General features: G+C 57.5%; 21 protein-coding genes. 11 read left to right on the top strand and 10 right to left on the bottom strand.

Features of this window, described 5'->3' with window-relative positions; translation table 11 throughout:
- The first annotated feature begins 5 nt into the window (after positions 1-5).
- On the top strand, positions 6-1,499 hold the full coding sequence (locus tag QNI81_RS13700) for a heme biosynthesis protein HemY (protein ID WP_009177452.1): 1,494 nt from the start codon (positions 6-8) through the stop codon (positions 1,497-1,499).
- Between the two features lie 84 nt (positions 1,500-1,583).
- Here the strand turns inward: QNI81_RS13700 and QNI81_RS13695 are convergent, their stop codons facing one another.
- Genes QNI81_RS13695 through QNI81_RS13685 form a run of 3 tightly spaced genes read right to left on the bottom strand, consistent with a single transcriptional unit; the run spans position 1,584 to position 4,464 of the window.
- On the bottom strand, positions 1,584-2,864 hold the full coding sequence (locus QNI81_RS13695) for a TRAP transporter large permease (RefSeq protein ID WP_005616437.1): 1,281 nt from the start codon (positions 2,862-2,864) through the stop codon (positions 1,584-1,586).
- Entirely contained in the window at positions 2,861-3,424 is a 564-nt protein-coding gene (locus QNI81_RS13690; protein WP_009177759.1) for a TRAP transporter small permease, read from the bottom strand. Before QNI81_RS13690 ends, QNI81_RS13695 begins: the two co-directional genes overlap by 4 nt.
- A gap of 56 nt (positions 3,425-3,480) precedes the next feature.
- On the bottom strand, positions 3,481-4,464 hold the full coding sequence (locus QNI81_RS13685; protein WP_283966861.1) for a TRAP transporter substrate-binding protein: 984 nt from the start codon (positions 4,462-4,464) through the stop codon (positions 3,481-3,483).
- A 238-nt stretch (positions 4,465-4,702) separates the two neighbouring features.
- Here QNI81_RS13685 and QNI81_RS13680 point away from each other — a divergent pair, with 238 nt between their 5' ends.
- From QNI81_RS13680 to QNI81_RS13660, 5 genes are read left to right on the top strand one after another with little or no spacing between them, the layout of a single operon-like run.
- Entirely contained in the window at positions 4,703-5,878 is a 1,176-nt protein-coding gene (locus tag QNI81_RS13680) for an L-rhamnonate dehydratase (protein WP_005616431.1), read from the top strand.
- Positions 5,875-6,786: a dihydrodipicolinate synthase family protein gene (locus QNI81_RS13675; protein ID WP_283966860.1), complete on the top strand. Its 912-nt coding sequence runs from the start codon at positions 5,875-5,877 to the stop codon at positions 6,784-6,786. Before QNI81_RS13680 ends, QNI81_RS13675 begins: the two co-directional genes overlap by 4 nt.
- A 1-nt stretch (position 6,787) precedes the next feature.
- A complete protein-coding gene (locus QNI81_RS13670) occupies positions 6,788-7,507 on the top strand; it encodes a GntR family transcriptional regulator (protein ID WP_283966859.1) in 720 nt (239 codons plus the stop codon).
- 2 nt (positions 7,508-7,509) lie between these two features.
- Positions 7,510-8,517, top strand: coding sequence for a 4-hydroxythreonine-4-phosphate dehydrogenase PdxA (locus QNI81_RS13665; protein ID WP_283966858.1), 1,008 nt, complete (start codon positions 7,510-7,512; stop codon positions 8,515-8,517).
- Positions 8,514-10,019 (top strand): aldehyde dehydrogenase (NADP(+)), encoded by a 1,506-nt coding sequence (locus QNI81_RS13660; RefSeq protein WP_283966857.1) that lies wholly within the window; start codon positions 8,514-8,516, stop codon positions 10,017-10,019. The genes QNI81_RS13665 and QNI81_RS13660 overlap by 4 nt, the downstream gene beginning before the upstream one ends.
- Positions 10,020-10,113: 94 nt before the next feature.
- Here the strand turns inward: QNI81_RS13660 and QNI81_RS13655 are convergent, their stop codons facing one another.
- Positions 10,114-11,496 (bottom strand): NAD-dependent succinate-semialdehyde dehydrogenase, encoded by a 1,383-nt coding sequence (locus QNI81_RS13655; RefSeq protein ID WP_283966856.1) that lies wholly within the window; start codon positions 11,494-11,496, stop codon positions 10,114-10,116.
- Positions 11,497-11,676: 180 nt separating this feature from the next.
- Here QNI81_RS13655 and QNI81_RS13650 point away from each other — a divergent pair, with 180 nt between their 5' ends.
- From QNI81_RS13650 to QNI81_RS13630, 5 genes are all read left to right on the top strand, one after another.
- Positions 11,677-12,627 (top strand): diacylglycerol/lipid kinase family protein, encoded by a 951-nt coding sequence (locus QNI81_RS13650; protein ID WP_283966855.1) that lies wholly within the window; start codon positions 11,677-11,679, stop codon positions 12,625-12,627.
- Complete coding sequence (locus QNI81_RS13645; protein ID WP_283966854.1) at positions 12,624-13,427, top strand: metallophosphoesterase family protein; 804 nt, start codon at positions 12,624-12,626, stop codon at positions 13,425-13,427. Before QNI81_RS13650 ends, QNI81_RS13645 begins: the two co-directional genes overlap by 4 nt.
- A 517-nt stretch (positions 13,428-13,944) precedes the next feature.
- Positions 13,945-15,057, top strand: a complete 1,113-nt coding sequence (locus tag QNI81_RS13640; RefSeq protein ID WP_283966853.1) for a DUF4123 domain-containing protein — start codon at positions 13,945-13,947, stop codon at positions 15,055-15,057.
- A 3-nt stretch (positions 15,058-15,060) separates the two neighbouring features.
- On the top strand, positions 15,061-15,918 hold the full coding sequence (locus QNI81_RS13635; protein WP_283966852.1) for a Tox-REase-5 domain-containing protein: 858 nt from the start codon (positions 15,061-15,063) through the stop codon (positions 15,916-15,918).
- A gap of 38 nt (positions 15,919-15,956) precedes the next feature.
- Complete coding sequence (locus tag QNI81_RS13630) at positions 15,957-16,721, top strand: Imm52 family immunity protein (RefSeq protein ID WP_283966851.1); 765 nt, start codon at positions 15,957-15,959, stop codon at positions 16,719-16,721.
- Positions 16,722-16,887: 166 nt separating this feature from the next.
- Here the strand turns inward: QNI81_RS13630 and QNI81_RS13625 are convergent, their stop codons facing one another.
- From QNI81_RS13625 to QNI81_RS13600, 6 genes are all read right to left on the bottom strand, one after another.
- The gene (locus QNI81_RS13625; protein ID WP_283966850.1) at positions 16,888-17,163 is read right to left on the bottom strand and encodes a hypothetical protein; all 276 of its coding nucleotides are present in this window, start codon (positions 17,161-17,163) and stop codon (positions 16,888-16,890) included.
- Entirely contained in the window at positions 17,160-17,882 is a 723-nt protein-coding gene (locus QNI81_RS13620) for a lysozyme (RefSeq protein ID WP_283966849.1), read from the bottom strand. Before QNI81_RS13620 ends, QNI81_RS13625 begins: the two co-directional genes overlap by 4 nt.
- A gap of 62 nt (positions 17,883-17,944) precedes the next feature.
- Entirely contained in the window at positions 17,945-18,271 is a 327-nt protein-coding gene (locus QNI81_RS13615; RefSeq protein WP_046002836.1) for a hypothetical protein, read from the bottom strand.
- Positions 18,272-18,280: 9 nt separating this feature from the next.
- Positions 18,281-18,688: a DUF4376 domain-containing protein gene (locus tag QNI81_RS13610; RefSeq protein WP_283966848.1), complete on the bottom strand. Its 408-nt coding sequence runs from the start codon at positions 18,686-18,688 to the stop codon at positions 18,281-18,283.
- Positions 18,685-19,014 carry a hypothetical protein gene (locus QNI81_RS13605; protein ID WP_283966847.1) on the bottom strand — a complete coding sequence of 110 codons (330 nt, stop codon included), beginning with the start codon at positions 19,012-19,014 and terminating at the stop codon, positions 18,685-18,687. Before QNI81_RS13605 ends, QNI81_RS13610 begins: the two co-directional genes overlap by 4 nt.
- Before the next feature lie 13 nt (positions 19,015-19,027).
- The gene (locus QNI81_RS13600; RefSeq protein WP_283966846.1) at positions 19,028-20,002 is read right to left on the bottom strand and encodes a pyocin knob domain-containing protein; all 975 of its coding nucleotides are present in this window, start codon (positions 20,000-20,002) and stop codon (positions 19,028-19,030) included.
- Positions 20,003-20,010: the final 8 nt, after the last annotated feature.

Here is a 20,010-nt window from a genome sequence, read left to right as displayed (position 1 = left end):
TCGCCATGCTCTGGTCATTGTTGAAGATTCTCGTATTCGTCGCGATCGTTGCGCTTATGGCCTTCGGTGCGGGCGTCCTGATGGAAACCGCCGGAGGTGTGCAAATCACCGTTGCGGGCATCGAATATACACTTGGTGCGCTGCAGTCCGTGATGGCGCTGGTGGCGCTGATGGTACTGACATGGCTGTTCTTTAAGCTGCTGTCGCTGCTGATCGCGACGCTGCGTTTTCTGAATGGCGATGAAACGGCTCTATCACGCTATTTCGACAAAGGGCGCGAGCGGCGCGGATATCAGGCGTTGTCGGACAGTCTCATGGCGCTGGCTGTGGGCGAGGGGCGCACGGCGCTTTCAAAAGCTGCAAAAGCAGAGCGCTATCTTCAAGACCCGGCCCTGACGGATCTTGTGGTGGCGCAAGCCGCGGAAATGGCTGGCGACACGCATAAGGCGTCAGAGGCTTACAAACGTCTATTGTCCGATCAATCCACCCGTTTTGTTGGCGTGCGTGGGATCATGAAACAGAAACTCTCTGAAGGGGATACCGAGACCGCGCGGCAACTGGCTGAAAAGGCGCTCGCATTGCGGCCCAAGCACGAAGAGGTGCAGGACACCCTGTTGAAGTTGCAAGCGCAGGCCGAAGACTGGGCCGGCGCGCGTCAGACCTTGGCGACCAAACTTAAGACCGGAACGCTACCGCGCGAGGTGTTTAAACGTCGTGACGCTGTGCTTGCGCTTTCCTCGTCCAAGGCGCTTTTGGCTGAGGAAGCCACGCCGGAGCAACAGGAACAGGCCATTGAGGCCAACCGCCTCTCGCCAGATCTGGTGCCTGCTGCAGCCCTTGCCGCGCGCAGCTACATCGCAAAAGGTAAGCCGCGCAATGCGGTGCGTATTCTCAAGAAAGCATGGGAGGCGCAGCCTCATCCCGATTTGGCTCACGCCTTTGCTGAGATTGAACCCAATGAGAGCGCGCAGGAGCGTGTGAAACGGTTCGAGACCTTGTTGCGGGTAAAACCAGACCACGATGAAACGCGTCTGGTGCGGGCAGAGCTTTTGATTGTCGCAGAAGACTTCCCTGAAGCACGTCGCGCGCTGGGCGATCTGGTGGACCGTGCGCCGGATGCACGCGCACTGACGCTGATGGCAGCAATTGAAAAAGGCGAAGGTGGCCCCGATGCCATGGTACAGGGGTGGCTAACGAAGGCGCTTACTGCGCCGCGCGGGCCGCAGTGGGTTTGCGAGAGCTGCAATCACATCCACGCGGAGTGGGCACCGACATGTGAAAACTGCGCAAGCTTTGACACGCTGACTTGGAAGCGTCCTGAAACACCGGAATATCACTCGGCGACTGGGGCGGCGATGCTGCCATTGCTGGCGGCGCGTGCAGAGGCTGGTACCGGCGCGCTCACGATCGTTGATCCGGACCCGATTGATGTCAGTGATGACGTCGAAATCGATCTGGATGACACTTCGGAACCAAGTAAGGGCGACGTGAAAAGCTGACAACCGGCTGGGAACATTGCCACTGTTCGCCTCGCCAGATGAAAATACCCCCGGCCAAGCGAGACTTGGCCGGGGGTATTGCGTTTAGTCGAGGAAGCGTGTCAGCCCCAAGGAGAGCTCCGGCACATATGTCACCAACAGCAAGATCAGCGCCAGCACCCCGATAAAGGGCAGGTTGGTACGTGAGGTTTCCCAGATCCCGGCACGCGCAATCGAGCAAGACGTAATCAGGACCGACGCAACTGGCGGGGTCTGTTGCCCGATGGCAAGGTTCAGCGTCACCATGATGCCAAAGTGAATGGGATCAATCCCCACCGCATTCACCAAGGGCATCACCACAGGCACCACCAGAATGATCGCCGCCGCACCATGCAGGAACATGCCCAGCACCAGCAGGAGTATGTTCAGCAGGGCCAGAACAATCAGCGGGTTGGTGGTGACTTCTGTGATCTGCGCCGCCAATTGCTGCGGGACCTGCGCTTGGGTAAGGAACAAGCCCAGAGCGGCAGATGTGGAGACCAGAAGCATCACAATCCCGGTCTGGCTGATCCCTTCGAGCATGGTTTTGCGCAGTCGCGATACATCCAGATCTCGGTAGATAAACAGACCGATCACCAATGCGGCCACAACGGCAAGCCCGGCGCCCTCGGTTGCAGTGACAAAGCCAGAGAAGATCCCGCCAAGGATAATTACTGGCATGGTGAGCGCCCAGAAGGCCTCTTTGAAGGTGCGCCAGACGTGCGCGGGGTCAAACCCTTCGGCGCGCGGCAGATCGTAGCGCACCGCCAGCACCCACGTGACGAGCATCAGCAAGAAGGCCCCCAGCAATCCCGGCACCACGCCTGCAACAAAGAGCTTGATTACCGAGGTTTCCGCGATTGCTCCGTACAGGATCATTGGGATTGAGGGCGGGATAATGATCGCCAGTGACGCCGATGAAGAGGTGATCGCTGCCGCCAATGTGCGTGAGTAGCCGCGCTTCTTCATCTCGGGGATCAAAACCGTGCCGGTCGCAGCCACATCAGCCACGGCAGAGCCGGAGATTTCGGCAAACACCATGGAGACACCGATATTCACCATGCCGAGCCCGCCTCGGATGAACCCGATCAGTGCTGTCACAAAATTGATAAGCCGAAGTGAAATCCCGGAAGTGTTCATCAGGTTTCCGGCCAGAATGAACAGTGGAATCGCGATCAAAGGAAAGGAGGTCGAACCCGAATAGAGCTTGATCACCATGTCGTTCAGGCTTTCGGGACCTGCGGTCAGCAGGAAACCTCCCATCGAGACAACACCAATCGCGACGGCAATCGGGACATTGATAAGGATCAGTGCGATCAGGACGATTGTGGTCAGCAGCAGGATCATTTTGCGCCCTCCTTTTCTGCCATTGCGGAATTTTCTGCTTCGGCCTCTGCGATGGCCTGTTCGATCTCGGCATGTTCCGGGTCGATCCCTTCAGCCGCAAAACGCAGGGCACGGGGGAGCGTCAACACTGTGCCGATAATCATAATGACCGAGGCAATCGGGATCACGGATTGAACAATGTCCAATGTCATCCAGCGCAGCGAGAGCAGCGAGTCCCACTTGGCCACGGCGAGCACCGCATTGCCGTACCACGCAACCACCGCGAAATAGGTGATCACCAAGAGTTCGGAAAACAGCGCCAGCGCAACAGCCAGCGGTTTTGGCAGCGCGGTTACAATGCCGGAAAATCCCATGTGCTGGCGCAGGAACACCGCATAGGCCGCGCCGAAGTAAGTGAGCCACGCCAGAAGGACGCTGGCAATTTCATCATACCACGCGGGCGACGCGCCAAGGTATCGCATGGTGGTCGAATACACGACGGACACTGCCAGGATTACCAGCAGCAATAGGCATATCGTCTCGATTGCCCGTAACAGTATACGCTCGATCATTGCGATCATGCCCATCTCCTGTCTCAAGTTGGCTCCGGCCGGTTATGGCCGACCGGAGCGCATGGTTATTTCTGGGCCAGATCTTGTGCGCGGCTGACAAGCGCATCACCACCGGGCACCTGATTATCAAAGGCTTCGTAGATCGGGGCTGACGCCGCGATAAAGGCCGCCTTGTCTGCCACATTGACCTCGACACCGGCGGCACGAACCTTATCGACCAGCTCGTTGTCGGCGGTTTCGCCCTGCTCAAGCGCCCAGTCCTGAACCGAAGCCGCAACTTCGGTGACGGCGGCTTTTACATCATCGGGCAGTTTCTCCCACGTCTGCGCGCCGCTGGTCAGATAGGTGGGCGAATAGACGTGACCGGTCAGGCTGAGGTATTTCTGCACCTCTTGGAAATTCGCACCGACAATGTTCGTCAGCGGGTTTTCCTGACCGTCCATTGTGCCGGTTTGCAGGGCAACAAAGACTTCGGAAAAGGACATTGGGGTGGGGTTTGATCCCCATTCCTTGAACATCGACACGCGCCATTCCGACGAAGGCGTGCGGATTTTCAGACCATCCAGATCGGCGGGGGTGTTGATGGGACGGGTGCTATTGGTGATCTGGCGGAACCCATTTTCCCATGTGGAGAGAACCTTTAGCCCGGCCTGCTCTGCCAGAGGAGCGAGATCGGTCTGAACAATCTCGGCATCGATGGCCTTCAGGTGCGCGCGGTCCTGCACAAGGAACGGCATGTCAAATAGCGCGAACTCTGGCGCGACATTGGTCATGATCGACGAAATCAGCGTGAAATCGACAGTACCCAGACGCAGCTTCTGCATCAGCTCTTTTTCATTGCCAAGCTGCGCATCGGCGTAAAATTCGATCTTATGCGCATCACCAAGCTGGGCCTGCAACTCTTCGGCAAAGCGTGCGGCGCTTTTTCCTTGCAGGCTGTTTGAGGCGGCGCCCACCGCCACAACATAGGTATCCGCCGCAACAGGCGCCGCGATGGTCAGGGCTGCGGCGGCGAGGCCGGCGCTCAGTGTTTTTGTCAGGGTTTCCATGATTCTTCCTCCGTTGATCAGGAAAGTCGTGCCGCAGGCCGACGCCGTTTTGGTGGGCTAGTATAGGGCAACCGGAATGCATGAGGCGTTCCGATTTGCGCTGTACTCTCTCCTCCCTTGTTTTTGGCGCTACAGCATTTTGGCATTCCAAAACACCATTATCATGTTAAGACAGATGTCAACATGATTCGTGTTTCGGCCTGTCCCGAACACCCAGCCAAAAGAGAGAGGGGCCTTGATGACCAAGATCAAATCCGTCCGAACCCGCGTCTGGACCTGGAAAGGGCCAACGGTTCCACCGACCGGCAATTTCTGCACCAACGCCTCTGATGCCCTGTGGATCAAGGGCGATGCGATGCAGTCCTTTCGTTTTCACCAATGGCTGACCTGCGAGGTCGAATGTGAAGACGGCACCATCGGTATCGGCAATGCCGCCCTCGCGCCGACGCTGGTGAAACAGGCAATCGACGATTGGTATGCCCCTTTGGTGGTGGGCGAAGATCCGTTTGATTACGCCTATATCTGGGAAAAGATGTACCGCCGCAGCCATGCTTGGGGCCGAAAGGGCATCGGCATGACAGCCATGTCCGCGATCGACATCGCCATCTGGGACCTGATGGGCAAACTGGTTGGAAAGCCGGTGTTCAAACTGCTCGGCGGACGGACCAAAGAAAAGATCCCGGTCTATTATTCCAAGCTCTACGCAGGTCCGGTTGAGGACATGCAGGCCGAGGCCGAAGAGGCGATGAAAAGCGGCTACACCGGTTTCAAATCCCGCTTTGGCTATGGACCCAAAGATGGCATGGCGGGCATGCGCGAGAACCTCAAACGGGTCGAGGCGCTGCGCGAAGTGATCGGTTACGACACAGACCTCATGCTTGAATGCTACATGGGCTGGAACCTTGATTATGCAAAACGCATGCTGCCCAAACTGGCCAAATACGAACCGCGCTGGCTCGAAGAACCGGTAATTGCGGACGACGTGGCAGGCTATGCTGAACTCAACGCGATGGGGATCGTACCGATTTCCGGCGGTGAGCATGAATTCTCGGTCATCGGTTGTGCAGAGCTTATCAATCGCAAGGCCGTCAGCGTCCTGCAATATGACACCAACCGGGTTGGTGGCATCACCGCGGCCCAAAAGATCAACGCCATTGCAGAGGCCGCGCAGATCCCGGTGATCCCGCATGCTGGCCAGATGCATAACTATCACCTGACCATGGCCAACACCAACTGTCCGATGTCAGAGTATTTCCCGGTCTTCGACGTCGAAGTCGGTAATGAGCTGTTCTACTACATCTTCGAGGGCGACCCGGAGGCGGTGGATGGCTTCCTGCAGCTCGACGATGATCTGCCCGGTCTCGGCATTACGATTTCCGACAAGCATCTTCATAACTTCGAGATTACAGAATGACCAAATATTCAGGCATCTGGCCCGTCGCGCCCACCCCATTCCATCCGGATGGAACCGTTGATTACGAAGGTATGAAACGCGTGATCGATTGTATGGTCGATCAGGGCAACGATGGCATCTGCATCCTTGCCAACTATTCCGAGCAGTTCCTGATCTCTGATGAGGAAAGGCGTAAGCTGACAGAGATCTCGCTGGCACATGTCGCGGGTCGGCTACCAGTGATCGTGACGGTCAGCCATTTTGCAACCCAGATCGCGGTGGAACGCGCCCAACACGCCAAAGATCACGGTGCCGCCATGGTGATGATGATGGCCCCCTATCATGGGGCGCTGATGCGGGGCACAGCCGAACAGACCTTTGAACAATTTGCGCTCGTAGGCGATGTGGGGTTGCCGATTATGGTTCAGGACGCGCCCCTGTCCGGTGTCGATCTGCCTGTTCCGCTCTTGCTGCGCATGGCGCGCGAGATCGAAATGGTCAAACTGTTCAAGATCGAATGCCCGCAGACCGCAGCCAAGCTCCGCGCACTTGTGGCGGAAGGTGGCGATGCGATTGAGGGCCCGTTTGATGGCGAGGAGGCGATCACCCTGCTGGCGGACCTCGAAGCGGGGGCCACGGGCACCATGACCAGCGCCATGATCCCTGATCAGATCAAACCGGTTCTTCAGCATTTTGCAGCCGGTGATTTGATTGCAGCCACAGAGGCTTACGCCCGCGTCTTGCCCGCAGTGAACCACGAAAACCGTCAGTGTGGGTTTCGTTCGGCGAAGGCTGCGATGGTTGAGGGCGGCGTTATTGCGTCAGATTTCTGCCGTCACCCCATCGCGCCATTGCATCCGCAGACGAAGGAGGCTCTCTTTCGGTTGATCCGCCCGTTGGATCCTGTGGTTTTGAACTGGGGAAAATAACATGAGCAAAAAAGCCGAGATCTCTGACCTTGATACGAATGAACTGGAACTGGCACGTCCGCGTGCCACGCTGGTCGAGATTGCGGCTGACAAGCTGCGTGAACTGATCTTGCTGGAAAAGCTGCCTGCCGGCGCGCATATCTCGGAACGGGATCTGGCCGCAGCGCTGGGGATCAGTCGCACACCGCTGACGAAGGCACTGACCATACTCGAGCAGGACGGGCTGGTGGAATATTCCGTCACCCGTCGCCCGCAGGTGGCCAATCCGCCCATCGAAGAGATCGAGCAGAATCTCGTGGTGATGGGCGCGTTAGAGGCCCTTGCGGGGGAGTTGGCCTGCACCCTGATCACCGATGCTGAAATCGCACATGTAGTGGATTGTCAGCGCCGGATGGAAGACGGCGCTGGGACTCTGCCACCGCTTGAATCGTTTCAGCTCGATATGCAAATGCACGAGGCCATCGTTCAGGCCAGCCGCAATGCGCCGCTCATAGACACCCACCGCAAATACAATGCGCGCCTGTGGCGGGCGCGTTTCCAATCGTCGCAACGCCGTTCAGGGCGCGACCAGACGCTGGCCGAACACCGTGCCATCGTCGACGCCCTGAGCCGCCGTGACGCCAAAACCACATCCGACGCCCTGCGCCATCATCTGGCCTCGGCTGTCGCCAACATCAGGAATGCCTTGCTCGAGAGCGGCGAGGCTTCGGAAACGGAGTAAACATGTCCCCACGGATAGGAGTTATCCCCGGCGATCCCAGCGGCATCGGGCCGGAACTGGTCGCCCGGCTTTTGGCCGACGACATCACACACGACGCGCAGATCCTGCTGATCGGCGACCGTCACGTGTTTGAAATGGGTCAGGCGCAGGCGGGTCTGTCACATGACATGACGGCAGTAAATGCCAGCCAGCAGGACTGGTCCACTGTCGAAGGCTATGCCCTGCACGAGATGATCACGATCAACCCCGACGAGGTGGTGCTGGCACAAAGCACCGAAAGCTCGGGCCGCTCCACATTGCAAGTGCTGGATCAAGCGCTGGAGTTCGTGCGCACGGGTGTGATTGATGCCATCGTCTTTGCGCCCTTCAATAAGGCGTCGATGCATTTGGCGGGGATCGGACATTCGGACGAGCTGCACTACATGGCCGAAAAACTCGGCGTGACCGGCTATATCTCCGAACTCAACACACTGGATGGTATGTGGACCAGCCGTGTGACCAGTCACATTGCTCTGCGTGATGTGGCCGACGTGATCAGCGCCGAGCGCATCGAAGACGCCACCCATCTGATTGAACGCACTCTGCGGCGAGCCGGGTATGCCCGCCCGCGGATCGCGGTTGCAGCGCTCAACCCGCACGCCGGGGATGGCGGCAACTTTGGGCGCGAAGAAATCGACGTGATCGAACCGGCGGTGCGCCAGATGGCGGGCGGGCAAATGGCCGTCACGGGTCCGCTGCCCTCAGATACTGTGTTCCTCAAAGTGACACGCGGAGAGATCGACGCGGTTGTGACCATGTATCACGATCAGGGGCAAATCGCGCTCAAGCTCTTGGGCTTTGATCGTGGTGTTACTGTACAGGGCGGTCTGCCGGTGCCGGTCACAACACCCGCTCACGGAACCGCCTTTGACATCGCAGGGCGCGGAGAGGCCGACGTCGGTGCAACCCGTGCTGCCTTTGAAATCGCCTGCAAAATGGTAAGCAACTGGCAAAAGGAGGACGCAGCATGAGCTTCGACCCGCACGGAAAACACCTGATCGCCGGAGACTGGATCGCCTCAGAGCAGACCTTCATGTCCGAGCCTGCAAACGGCGAGGCGCATGCCTTCAGCATTGGCACCCCTTCGCTCGTGGATCAGGCCTGCCGGGCTGCGGAGGACGCATTCTTGTCATATGGCTACAGCAGCCGTGCAGATCGTGCCGCCTTTCTCAATGCGATCGCGGATGAAATTGAGGTCCGCGCTGAGGCGATCACCCAGATCGGCACCGAGGAAACCGGCCTGCCCGAAGCGCGACTGAACGGCGAGCGAGGCCGGACCACAGGTCAGTTGCGCCTGTTTGCACAACATATCCTTGCCGGTGACTACCTCGACCGGCGTCATGATGCAGCGCTGCCGGATCGTCAGCCTCTGCCACGTCCGGATCTGAAAATGATCCAGCGTCCAATCGGGCCGGTTGCCGTCTTTGGCGCATCAAACTTCCCATTGGCATTTTCCACGGCGGGGGGCGATACAGCTGCGGCGCTGGCGGCGGGCTGTCCTGTCGTCGTCAAGGGTCACTCCGCCCATCCCGGCACCGGTGAAATCATCGCCGAAGCCATTTATGCCGCGATCAAATCCTGTGACATGCCGGCGGGTGTGTTTTCACTCATTCAGGGTGGCAAGCGCGATGTCGGGCAGACCCTCGTTCAGCACCCTTTGATTAAAGCTGTTGGTTTCACCGGTTCGCTCGGTGGCGGGCGCGCGCTGTTTGATCTTTGCGCACAGCGGTCTGAGCCGATCCCATTCTTTGGTGAACTTGGCAGCGTCAATCCGATGTTTGTCTTCCCCGAAGCCACAAAAGCGCGCGGCGTCAGCTTGGGCGAAGGCTGGGCTGCATCGCTTACCATGGGGGCAGGCCAATTCTGCACCAATCCCGGTATTGCCGTTGTGAGTAAGGGGCCTGAGGGGGATGCATTCGTAGAAGCCGCCGCCAAGGCACTGGCAGATGCACCTGCGCAGGTCATGCTGACAGATGGCATTGCAGAAGCCTATCGCAACGGTAAGGCACGCATCAACGCCAGCGCCGAAGTGCGGCCCATCCTGACCAATGATAGCGAGGGACGCACTGCGCTCCCTAACCTCTTTGAAACCGATGCAGGCGCGTATTTGCAAAACAACGCGCTGGGCGAGGAGGTCTTTGGCCCACTGGGGTTGATCGTTCGGGTTCAGGACACTGCGGAAATGGAAACTCTGGCCCAAGGCCTGCACGGCCAGCTGACGGTCACACTGCATATGGATGAGGGTGATACAGAAGCGGCGCGCCGCCTGATGCCCCTCGTCGAGCGCAAAGCAGGCCGCGTATTGGTCAATGGTTTCCCGACAGGCGTGGAGGTCTGCGACAGCATGGTTCATGGCGGACCTTATCCCGCATCGACCAACTTTGGTGCGACCTCGGTGGGTACTTTGGCAATCCGCCGCTTCCTGCGTCCAGTATGTTATCAAAACGTGCCAGAAGGCTTGTTGCCAGAGTAACCCCGGAGCCTGAGATCACTCAAATTGGGTCTAGTACCCTTTGTTAGAGACAAATATGGGCCGCAGCAAAACTCCGCTGCGGCCCGTTTTTTATTTACGCCGCCACGGCAATCGCCTTTGCATTGACGAACTCAAGCATGCCAAAGCCGCCGTGTTCGCGGCCATACCCGGAATCTTTCACGCCGCCAAAAGGCATCTCTGGCGTGGCGAGGTTGAAGTGGTTCACAAAGACCATGCCGGTATCGAAATGCTGCTTTGCGAGTTGCACCGCGCGGGCGTCGTCCTTGGAGAAGATGCCACCGCCAAGGCCAAACCGGCTATCGTTGGCGATCCGCATCGCATCCTCATCGTCGCGTGCGCGAATGATCGAGGCGACTGGGCCAAAAAGTTCTTCATCATAGGCGGGCTGACCGGGTGCAACATCCGTCAACACGGTCGCCGGGTAGAAATACCCTTTACCCTCTGGCACTTTGCCACCGCAGGCAATTCGTGCACCCTTCTCGACACTCTGCTTCACCTGTTGGTGCAGTTCATCTCGCAGATCGGCGCGTGCCATCGGGCCTAGGCCAGTCTCATCTGCATTGGGATCGCCGAGGGGAACATCTGACATCGCCGCAACATAGCGCTCGACAAAGGCATCATAGACCGCATCGGTCACCACAAAGCGCTTGGCATTCACGCAGGTTTCACCGTTGTTATACAGTCGGCCAGCCACGCAGTTCTCAACAGCAACATCAAGATCTGCATCTTCCAGCACTAGATACGCGTCGTTGGAACCCAGCTCCAGGACCGTCTTTTTCAGATGTGCGCCAGCGGTTTTGGCGATGACACTGCCACCTTTGGCGCTACCGGTCATGGTCACACCGCGAACCAAATCATGAGCAATCAATGCGTCAGACTGATCATGGTCAATGGTGAGAACCGTAAAGAGGTGCTGGGGAAGGCCCGCAGATTCAAAAATCTCGCGCAGAAGCATCCCGCTACCTGTGCAATTGGCGGCATGTTTCAACAAGACTCCATTGCCCGCCATCAGATTTGCGATTGCATAACGCACGGCCTGATACGCAGGGAAATTCCATGGCTGAATTCCATAGATAACACCCGTCGGAGCATAGGTGATGATGCCCTGACGGCCATCCTGCAGCGAACGGTGCTCGTCTGCCAGAACCTTAGGCCCATTGGCAGCGGTCCATTTGCAAATGCCAACACAGAGATCGATTTCATCGCGGCTGTCGCGCAAGAGCTTGCCGACCTCATCTGTCATCAGCTGTGCGAACTCTTCCTTGCGGTCGTTCAAAGCCTCGCCAATCCGTACGATAACCTCTGCCCGCTCCTCTAAGGGCGTCAGGCGCCATTGATCAAAAGCTGCATGACACGACATTAAAGCGTCAAACATTTGATCGTCAGACATTAGCGGATAACTGGTCAGGGGGGCTTCGCTAAAGGGGTTCACTGTAGTGATGCTGCGCTCGCTCATGGTGTATTCCTTTCGCATGGGTTTCATCAGCACAACACGAAGGCGCACCTACCTGTTCCAAGTTGTCTTGGGGGTACGTGCTGCGGAACTTTTGCGCATTCGGCGCGTTTCAGGCGGGTAACTGAGCAATGGACCAAGCGGGTTTTACCCTCACCCGAGGTCATATCGAAGGATCTAGCGATGTTTGACGCCAATTCCCCCACGACTGCGCAGCGGCGTCAAAAAAGCATCTGCATCCTGCACAATCCCCACTCCGGCAAGAAAGAGGCGGCGGGTGGTGCGCAGGCATTGAAAGATGCCTTTGCAAAACACGGGCTCGCGCCGAAAATTACGGAACTTGATCCCAAGCGCGACCTGACATCGACTCTGCAGGAGGTGGTCGCCGAAGGACATGATACGATTGTCGCAGCTGGTGGAGACGGCACGATTTGCGGCGTTGCGCAGGCTTTGAAGGGCAGTTCTTGCAGTATGGGCATTCTGCCGCGCGGCACGTTTAACTATTTCGCCCGTTCACTTGGAATCCCTGAGGATCTTGAGGGCGCCGTCGAGGTCATTGCCCATGGCCATAAACGTGATTTGCGGGTCGCAATGCTCAATGATCGAGTATTTCTCAACAACGCCAATTTTGGTCTTTATCCACAAATCCTGCGATCCCGTGAAGAGGTTTACGACTTTTGGGGCCGCAGCCGGGTTGCGGCCTATTGGTCTGCGCTCAAGGTATTGTTTCGTTGGCCGCGGCCGCTCGAACTGGACATTGTTGCCGACGGTCAGCGCACCACGGTGCGTACACCCCTTGTCTTTGTGTTCAATAACGCCTTTCAGTTGCGCCAAATGGGAATGGAGGGGGCAGAGTGCATACGCGACGGCCAACTGGCCCTGATGATTGCCCCCGATTATGGACGCTGGGGGATGGTGCGCAGCAGTTTGGCGGTGCTGCTTGGACGTGCCAGCCGCGACCGCGATTTTCATCTCATGTGTAGCGATAGTTTTGAATTACACGGTCGCCGCAAGAGACTGTTGGTGGCGCGCGACGGAGAGCGTGCCCGCATGAAGGGACCGTTTCGACTACACCTGAGTGAAGACGCGCTTCAGGTCATTGTCCCGACCGACTTTGGGGATGCAACGCGTTGAAACGTCTGCTGCACTTGTCGGACCTTCATTTCGGGCGTGACCGCCCGGAACTTCTGGATCCATTGATTGAACAGATCAACGGGCTTGCACCTGATTTGGTGGCGATTTCCGGTGATCTGACCCAACGCGCGCGTGATTGGCAGTTCATGCGAGCACGAGAGATGATCGACCGCATCAAAGCGCCATGTCTCGTGGTGCCGGGCAATCACGACACCCCTCTCGACAACTTGTTTGAGCGGGTATTGATGCCATGGCGGCGATACCGGAAGTGGATCTCCTGCGATCTCGAACCGCAGATTCATGACACGGATTGGTCTGTTGTCGGCGTGAACTCTGTGAACCCGCTTGGATGGCAAAGGGGGCGATTTTCGCTAGGAGATATCAGGCGAGTCCAAACCTGTTTTGCACAGACACCCGAGGAAGCCTATCGCATCGTCGTCGCTCATCACCCGCTGGAGCATCAACCGGGTGAAACCAAACGGCTGACACGCGGCGCACAGCATGCGCGCGCCGAGCTGTCGCGCATTGGCACCGACATAATTTTATCCGGGCATTTGCATAGCTGGTACGCCGACACCTTCGCGATGGTTCCCGACCAGACACCGGCTGTGTTGCAAATCCATGTAGGAACCAGCCTGTCAGATCGGTTGCGTGGTGAGGAAAATGATTTCAATTTGCTGACTCTAAAGCGGTCAGCCGTACGTGTTGACCGGTATGCTTGTCGCTCCGATCGCAGCGGATATGATCCGTCACGTACCGTACATTTCAGCCGAACGGATATGGGCTGGCATCCGGCCTAACCCTTCAAGTGCCCACAAGTGTTGCCGCACATTCCGTTTAAGAGCGAGGTACGTAGAACGTTCTGATACTGAGTTGTTATCGGAGGTATGGTGCCTCAAGAGGGCAACTAAAGTCTTTTAAAAACAAAGTATAAGTAGCTATTAGCGTACAATTTGCGTACTTCGGCCACATCCTTCACACGTAGTCCGGTGATACATGCCCTGACAGTTGAGCTTAGCACATACGGTTTTATTGCCTCGATTCCCGAAACCTGACATTTGCAAACGCGATAGTCTACCAAGCCCAGCTGGCAACACCTGCCTCTAATCGGGATCTCGGAGACCTTTTCAACGGCGCGGGTGCAGAGACCGCAGCAGTGGCCACATTCTCATTGCTCTAAATACATAGGGTCTGTTGTCAGAATAAGTCGGCAAGTATACCTATGCGGGTACAGCAGCATGCCCGATGCAATTTTGTATCATTGGAGGGTATGCAAATTTTGTAATGATTACTTGAATTTATGCGGGATACCCGTTTATGAAATCGAGAAGTAACCCTGACGATTACTGGACTGCGGACCCTAGCGATCCGACGCAGTCGAATGATCATGCGTCTACTATCAAGATTGAGCGGTTCAGTGATCTGGACCCCCTGGATAATCAGCTTGGTGTAGATCATCCAAAATCGGTACCTGATGCGCTAGTTCAGCCTCTCTTCGGCAAGGCACCACTAACAGCGGCGGAGCTTGAAGTTGCAGGTGGTGATCCCTCCAACGTGCCAGAGATGCATACTTATGTCATTCTTGACGCATCAAAGGTAACCAACTTGCCAGAAATGCTCGAAACTTCGGGGCTTGAGCATCGATGTTTCTTCAAGGGGCAGGTCTTTGAAGAATTGAATGCTGTAGCCCCATGGCTTGTTCGGCTGGAGGAAAACAATGCCTTCTGCAGCGGGCTCTTCACGAAGAGTGAAGCGCCTTGGCATTTGTGGGGTAAGAACTTCGGTCTCTTCATTCGATCCGAGCTGACGTTTGACAGGTTGTGGCAGCACCTACGGAAGTTCACCAAGATCGAAGGGGAAACATCTAGCACATCTCTTTTGCGGTATTGGGAAGTGAACACCCTTGAAGCATTTGTCGCTTGGCCGGATATGTTTCCAGCCATCACCAAGATGCTAAATGTGATTTTTGCGCCCGGTCACCTTCTGTTTCATGCGACCCACTACGATAGTTTTTACCAGATCAGCCTCCTTCCTACCGAGAGCCAAAAGAGGCTGCCTGAGGACTTGAGAGGCGACCTGAAGCGGGCGCGCTTCTATAGCAACATGTTCGACCAGGCCGATGATTTCTTCGAGAGTTATCCGGTTGAATCAGCCCGATACGGAGAAGATGCAAAGGCGATGCACCGGCCGCTATTTGAAGCAGTGAATGAGATCTATGCATCCGGCCTGCAAGACCCTCAACTACGTGCCCGCTTCTTGCTCCTGGCAATTATTAAGCACCCGCAAGTTTGGCCGGCGCTGTGTCAGAGTGCTGCCTGGCAAGCAATTCGGTCGGACCCGGAGAATGCAGATGTTAGGTTCCGCGACTTATGCGCGGTCATGAAACACTATAGCACCCGTCGCAATGGTGCCCTTAAAACTTGGTGGTAAGAGATGGTAGCACCCGCAATTCCATTAGTTTACTGGGGGATCGGTATTCTTTTGGCCGGCGGCGCCGCAGTCACTGCGCGCCGCATTCAGGAAGAAGAAATCGGTCGCGTTGAACTGCCCGATAGCATTGCAGAGCTCTTTGAAAACGAACCACAGCCCGATCCAGAAGAAGACCCTGAGCAACCGCGCCCGTTTCCTCCGCCGTTCGACTATGAAACCGAGACGCGCACAAGGAGACGATGTGAAGATGACCCCGAGCAGGACTGTGATATTTGCAAAGCGCTAACCGAGGGAAGCAGTACACTCCCAAGACACACGTTCGCAGGTGGCACTGTGCGCAGGCCATCGCCAAGAGCAAGGGGAGCGCTGTATCAACACTACGTGGTGGGGTGGCTACATTTTGAGGCGTCGGCTGATGAGGATAACAATCTGGAGATCCAGATTGAGGAATGGAATTGGAAACTTGGCGTGCAACAGAGCTGGGATGGGCTTGTGTTCAGTGAGTGCAGGCTGCTGGAGTGCAAGTTAGGATATCGGGATTACCTAAACCCGAGTGCTCCACACTACAGAACGGTCAACCCTCAAAAACCATTCTTGGGAACGCTGGCGCAGCAGTTTACACTCCAACTAAGAACTCAACACTCCGCAATAATGCCAGACTGGCCACAAGTTTCCCTTGACTGGGTTTTCAGTGACCAAGAAGTCATGTGGCAATTTATAGCTCTTCGCGACGCTGGAGGAATGACGCAGGTTGGCAACAGATATGTACCCTTCCATCTCGCCCCCAGTGGAACTGACTTCGTACGCGAACAGTTTAGTGATGGAAGCGCTACTGATTACGGATATTGGGAGGATGTTTAGTCGTGACGAGAACAAGTGAGGATGCAAGGAGGGAAACCTTGACGCAATTGAGATCACGGCCACGGAGTTCAGATGTCCCCTTTTTGACCGCATACTTTGCTTATGAGCCGGAGGCATTGGAAACTGGAGTAACAAATTTTTTGGCGTTGGCAGGCCGCCTTATCGGTAGCAACCGATACGTCGAGGAATGGCGGCAAGTTCGGACCGCAGCTGAACACAAAGCCAACACGGGCTTGAATATAATCGCCGACAGCGAAGAGTTTTTGAGTTTTCTCCAAAAGGTGAATGATAGTCAGGATTTTTTCTTAATTGATACAACAGGGTTCAGTTCAGCCATACCAAGAGAGGACCCTCGTTATTACACTGCTAGTCTGGGTTACAGCGGTGGCTTGCTCCACGGAGCAAACAACCAGTTGAACTTTTCCGGTAGCAACTATGCAGAACCGTTTGAGCACACCCTGTCCTTCAAAGAGTGGGTGAACGTCATCACCGAGATTGTCGCGTGGAGAACGCCGCTTTTTGTGGCGGTCGGATCACGCAATTATCCAATCCATGACGCAGTCTTCGATCATCGCGCTTGGCCAGGTTGGATGGCTTGGTTCCCTACTCGCGTTGATGCACGAGGTTTGCCGGAATATGCTCGGACATTGGATATCGGTGAAGGCACACTTGTTGCCACGCAGGAGACCAACGTGATTACTACGGACCCTTCGCAGGTTGAGCGCGCCAAAGAGGTTGAAATTGCGCTTGTGGAATTGGGTGTTCTGCCGGCGAAGAGCGACTTGATAGGGCGTGTGATCTAATATCCGGTTCGGGCCCCGCTATTGGCGGGGCCGTCCCGACAGCGCCTCGACCTTCCCACCGCAATCCAGCAGCGCGCGCCGATCCCGTGCCCAGAGCAGCTCGACCTCCTGATCCGACAACCAGCGCTCCGGCAGCAGCACTGGCGCTGCGCAAGGATCGGTGCTTTTAACGGAGGTGGTTGAGGCGGCGCAGGCGCTGAGGGCCAAGGCAGCGAGGCACGGCAACAGGATCCGCATGGGCTTTCTCCTCGAGGGTTCTGGCAAGGGTGGCGCGTTCGCGCTCGCTGGCAATGCGGGCGCGATCCAGTTGATTGGCCCGCTCGATCTGCGCGAGCGCGCGGGCTTGATAGCTGGCGCGGCAATCGGAGGCCCCGCGCTGATAGGCAAGGCCAGCAACCACGGCGATCAGCGCCAAGGCGGCCACAAGGGTGATCGCCCTCACGCCTCAAGCGCCTTCAAACACATGGCACGCTCCGACATGCGCCGGTTGGTGAGCCCCCGGATCACCCGGCCACCCGCGCGGTTCCAACGCGGCAGCTCATTGCAGGCCCCGGTGAGATCGCCTGCATTGGCTTTGCGCACCAATGTGGAGCGACAGGCGGCAGCGGGGCCGACATTGTAGGTCCAAGAGACCAGGGCGACCTTCATGCCAGTGGGCACATCAGCGGTGAGGCATCGATCCAGCGCCGCCTCATAGGCGATGATCTCGCGGGCCAGCATCGCGTCACATTCAGCTTTTCTGTAACTGTCACCGGGGCGTACGCCCATGGTCTCGCCATAGCAGACGGTCCAGACGCCGACGATATCGCGGTAAGCTTCTGTCCTGAGGCCTTCCCATTGGCCGATAAAACTGATCGCAGAGGCAAGGGCCACGCTGCCGCCAGCCAGCACGCCAATGGTGCGTTTGCGCACGGCCCCGCTTTCATCGCGCCGGAAGGCCGACCAGAGGCCAGAGGTTGGCTGCACCAGGATCCGCGCCGGGATGGCGATGAGGTTCACCAGAGCGGCGATGCCGGCAAAGACCAGGGGATCAAGTCCCAGAAGATCCGGGCTGACCAGTGAGACAAAGACTGGCAGCACCGAGATGACAGCGGCAATAATCAACAGCCGCACCGACCAGGCGCTGGTGAGAGTGGTTTTCCAATCGGGAGTGAGTTTCATGGGGATCTCCATGGCAAAAGAGCCCGCAGGCGGGCTTGGGGTGGTTTCAAAATGTTGGGGGATCAGCGGATCGGCAGGCGCTCCATGCGCTCAAGCCGGTTGTCGATCTTGTTCAGAGTGGAGAGGATCAGCGACAGGCGCTCATCCTGACGGGCAAGCGCGGTCTCATTGGCCCGCACCCGCGAGGTCAGCGCTGCTTGGCGCGCCTCAGAGGCGGTGAGATCCACCCGCAGCCCGTTGATGGTCTGCGAGAGGGCAGCGGTCTCCCCGCGCAGGGTGGCCACTTGAATGCCCACCCAAAGCCCTGCGCCCACAAGACCGCAGGCCACGGTCCAGGCGAGGGATTTGTTCAAGGTGATCCCACGGTCGCTGTTTTCAATCATGGTCATTGTGCGGGCTCAGCTGTCCAATGCCGCAGCGAATGCGGTCTCAAGATCAAAATCCGCAGGATCACTGAGGGCTGAGATCTGTGCCGCCACGGCGGCCTCGGCGGCAAAACAGGCCTGAACATGCCGCACCACAGCCTGCGCCGCAGCTTCGATTTCCGGTTGCGTCAACGCGACAAAACCAGCCGGTGTTTTCCACGCCACCGGTGCCGTGATCATGCCCTGTTGCAACGCGCTGACCGCGCCGGAGAGCGCAAGCCGCGTGGTCTCATCACCGGGGATCTGGAGGCCACCGGGCAAGGTCACACCGGCAACTGAGTGTTCCCAGCGCAGGCGGGCGAGACGGGCAAGCGCCTCTGCCCGCGTAGCCTCGCTGCGGTCCTGAGCGGTGATGATTTGAGAGAGGTCGATATTGCTCATGCCTCCGGCTCCTCGGTGGGGGCTGTTTCGGTCTGATAGGCCGGGAGTGACACCGGCCCATCCTCGGTCAAAGTCACAGGCTGCGGAAAGCGGGTGCGCTCCGGCGCATGTGGCCCATGAGGGAGGATCAGCGTCAGGCGGATCTCGCCATCGTGACGGGTCACATCCGAGGCCAACCAGGAACAAGCCACAGCATCACGGGGCAGCACATCGCCCTCCTGGAGCGGTGAGAAGTCGAAGATCTCGCCGTTGAGTGTCAAACTGTCGCCTGCGCGAGTGACGCTCAGTGCCTGGTCAAGGCGCATGGGTTGGAATGAGAGTTGCATGAATGTCCCTCCTTTAGAACCAGCGGCCAATGACCATGGCCCGTACTGCTCGACCGGTGGTCGAGTTGGGCGCATAGACACTGATGTCGATACTGTTGGAATTGATCACCCGCATGGTTCCCCAGTGAGTTTGGCTGTTGCCCTGGGATAATACCGCCCCAGACATGGAATCCACGCCGCCAAATCCAGCGGGTGGGGTCCAGGAGACCGGCGCGGCAGTGCGGTAAAGCGCCCCGGCGGGGTGTGTCACGTCAAGATATGTGAAGTCCGGCGAGACACAAATCTGCGTCCCATCAGCAAAGCGAACATATTCGCCATTGGCATTGCTGCCGCGCTCGATCACCGCACCGGTTGGGACACCACCAGACTGCGCGACCGTGCCGAGCAAGCTGGCCTGTGAGTAGACTTTGGACCAGGGCGACCAGACTTCGGGTGCACCGGTTGCAACCCGAACCCATAGGATAGGAACGTCGGAACTATAGGACAGCAATTGTGTCACTGAGGGTCCCGCAGAAAACTTTCTTTTCAGGACAAGGCAGACACCGGCATTGCCGGTTGTCCCATCCGGCTTGTTGGCAACCGTGCCTGAGATGGTCCATACACCTGCTGTTGTAAGGTCGTTCATATCCGTGATCGAAGCGTCGGAAGCTTCTGGCGCACCGCCGCCCCAGCCAAATGCCCCAACCGTGGTCAGCTTGCCGGGGTCAGTATCCATGACACTTGCCTGCACCGCCGCGCCGCTGATGCTGTCTGCGGCAAGCGATGTGAACTTGGCGGCCGCCGGATGGGTCAGGCCGATGGTGACGCCATTGATCGCGCCCTCGATGGCGGTGACGTTGTTTTCCAAAAACTGGATAAAGGCCAAGAGCTCCTGACGGTGGGTGGTCGCGAAGTGCTGGAACAACGCATACATCTTGGCGTCAAAATCCGCCTCCGGCGTGCTGCGCTGGGGGATCTCGGGAAAGGCCGAGAAGCTTGGAATGCTCATAGGGGCAT

Origin of the sequence: Tritonibacter sp. AK171 (genome assembly GCF_030127025.1) — a bacterium.
GTDB lineage: Bacteria > Pseudomonadota > Alphaproteobacteria > Rhodobacterales > Rhodobacteraceae > Epibacterium > Epibacterium mobile.
The sequence above is the reverse complement of the archived record's forward strand: the minus strand, read 5'-3'. Positions and strand labels throughout refer to the sequence as shown.

Bases quoted from the DNA above. Each gene is read 5' to 3' on its own strand.
- QNI81_RS13660 (WP_283966857.1), top strand. From the start codon at position 8,514: ATGAGCTTCGACCCGCACGGAAAACACCTGATCGCCGGAGACTGGATC.
- QNI81_RS13665 (WP_283966858.1), top strand. From the start codon at position 7,510: ATGTCCCCACGGATAGGAGTTATCCCCGGCGATCCCAGCGGCATCGGG.
- QNI81_RS13695 (WP_005616437.1), bottom strand. From the start codon at position 2,864: ATGATCCTGCTGCTGACCACAATCGTCCTGATCGCACTGATCCTTATC.
- QNI81_RS13670 (WP_283966859.1), top strand. From the start codon at position 6,788: ATGAGCAAAAAAGCCGAGATCTCTGACCTTGATACGAATGAACTGGAA.
- QNI81_RS13615 (WP_046002836.1), bottom strand. From the start codon at position 18,271: ATGACCATGATTGAAAACAGCGACCGTGGGATCACCTTGAACAAATCC.
- QNI81_RS13600 (WP_283966846.1), bottom strand. From the start codon at position 20,002: ATGAGCATTCCAAGCTTCTCGGCCTTTCCCGAGATCCCCCAGCGCAGC.
- QNI81_RS13605 (WP_283966847.1), bottom strand. From the start codon at position 19,014: ATGCAACTCTCATTCCAACCCATGCGCCTTGACCAGGCACTGAGCGTC.
- QNI81_RS13690 (WP_009177759.1), bottom strand. From the start codon at position 3,424: ATGATCGCAATGATCGAGCGTATACTGTTACGGGCAATCGAGACGATA.
- QNI81_RS13675 (WP_283966860.1), top strand. From the start codon at position 5,875: ATGACCAAATATTCAGGCATCTGGCCCGTCGCGCCCACCCCATTCCAT.
- QNI81_RS13655 (WP_283966856.1), bottom strand. From the start codon at position 11,496: ATGAGCGAGCGCAGCATCACTACAGTGAACCCCTTTAGCGAAGCCCCC.
- QNI81_RS13610 (WP_283966848.1), bottom strand. From the start codon at position 18,688: ATGAGCAATATCGACCTCTCTCAAATCATCACCGCTCAGGACCGCAGC.
- QNI81_RS13620 (WP_283966849.1), bottom strand. From the start codon at position 17,882: ATGAAACTCACTCCCGATTGGAAAACCACTCTCACCAGCGCCTGGTCG.
- QNI81_RS13640 (WP_283966853.1), top strand. From the start codon at position 13,945: ATGAAATCGAGAAGTAACCCTGACGATTACTGGACTGCGGACCCTAGC.
- QNI81_RS13700 (WP_009177452.1), top strand. From the start codon at position 6: ATGCTCTGGTCATTGTTGAAGATTCTCGTATTCGTCGCGATCGTTGCG.
- QNI81_RS13680 (WP_005616431.1), top strand. From the start codon at position 4,703: ATGACCAAGATCAAATCCGTCCGAACCCGCGTCTGGACCTGGAAAGGG.
- QNI81_RS13635 (WP_283966852.1), top strand. From the start codon at position 15,061: ATGGTAGCACCCGCAATTCCATTAGTTTACTGGGGGATCGGTATTCTT.
- QNI81_RS13650 (WP_283966855.1), top strand. From the start codon at position 11,677: ATGTTTGACGCCAATTCCCCCACGACTGCGCAGCGGCGTCAAAAAAGC.
- QNI81_RS13685 (WP_283966861.1), bottom strand. From the start codon at position 4,464: ATGGAAACCCTGACAAAAACACTGAGCGCCGGCCTCGCCGCCGCAGCC.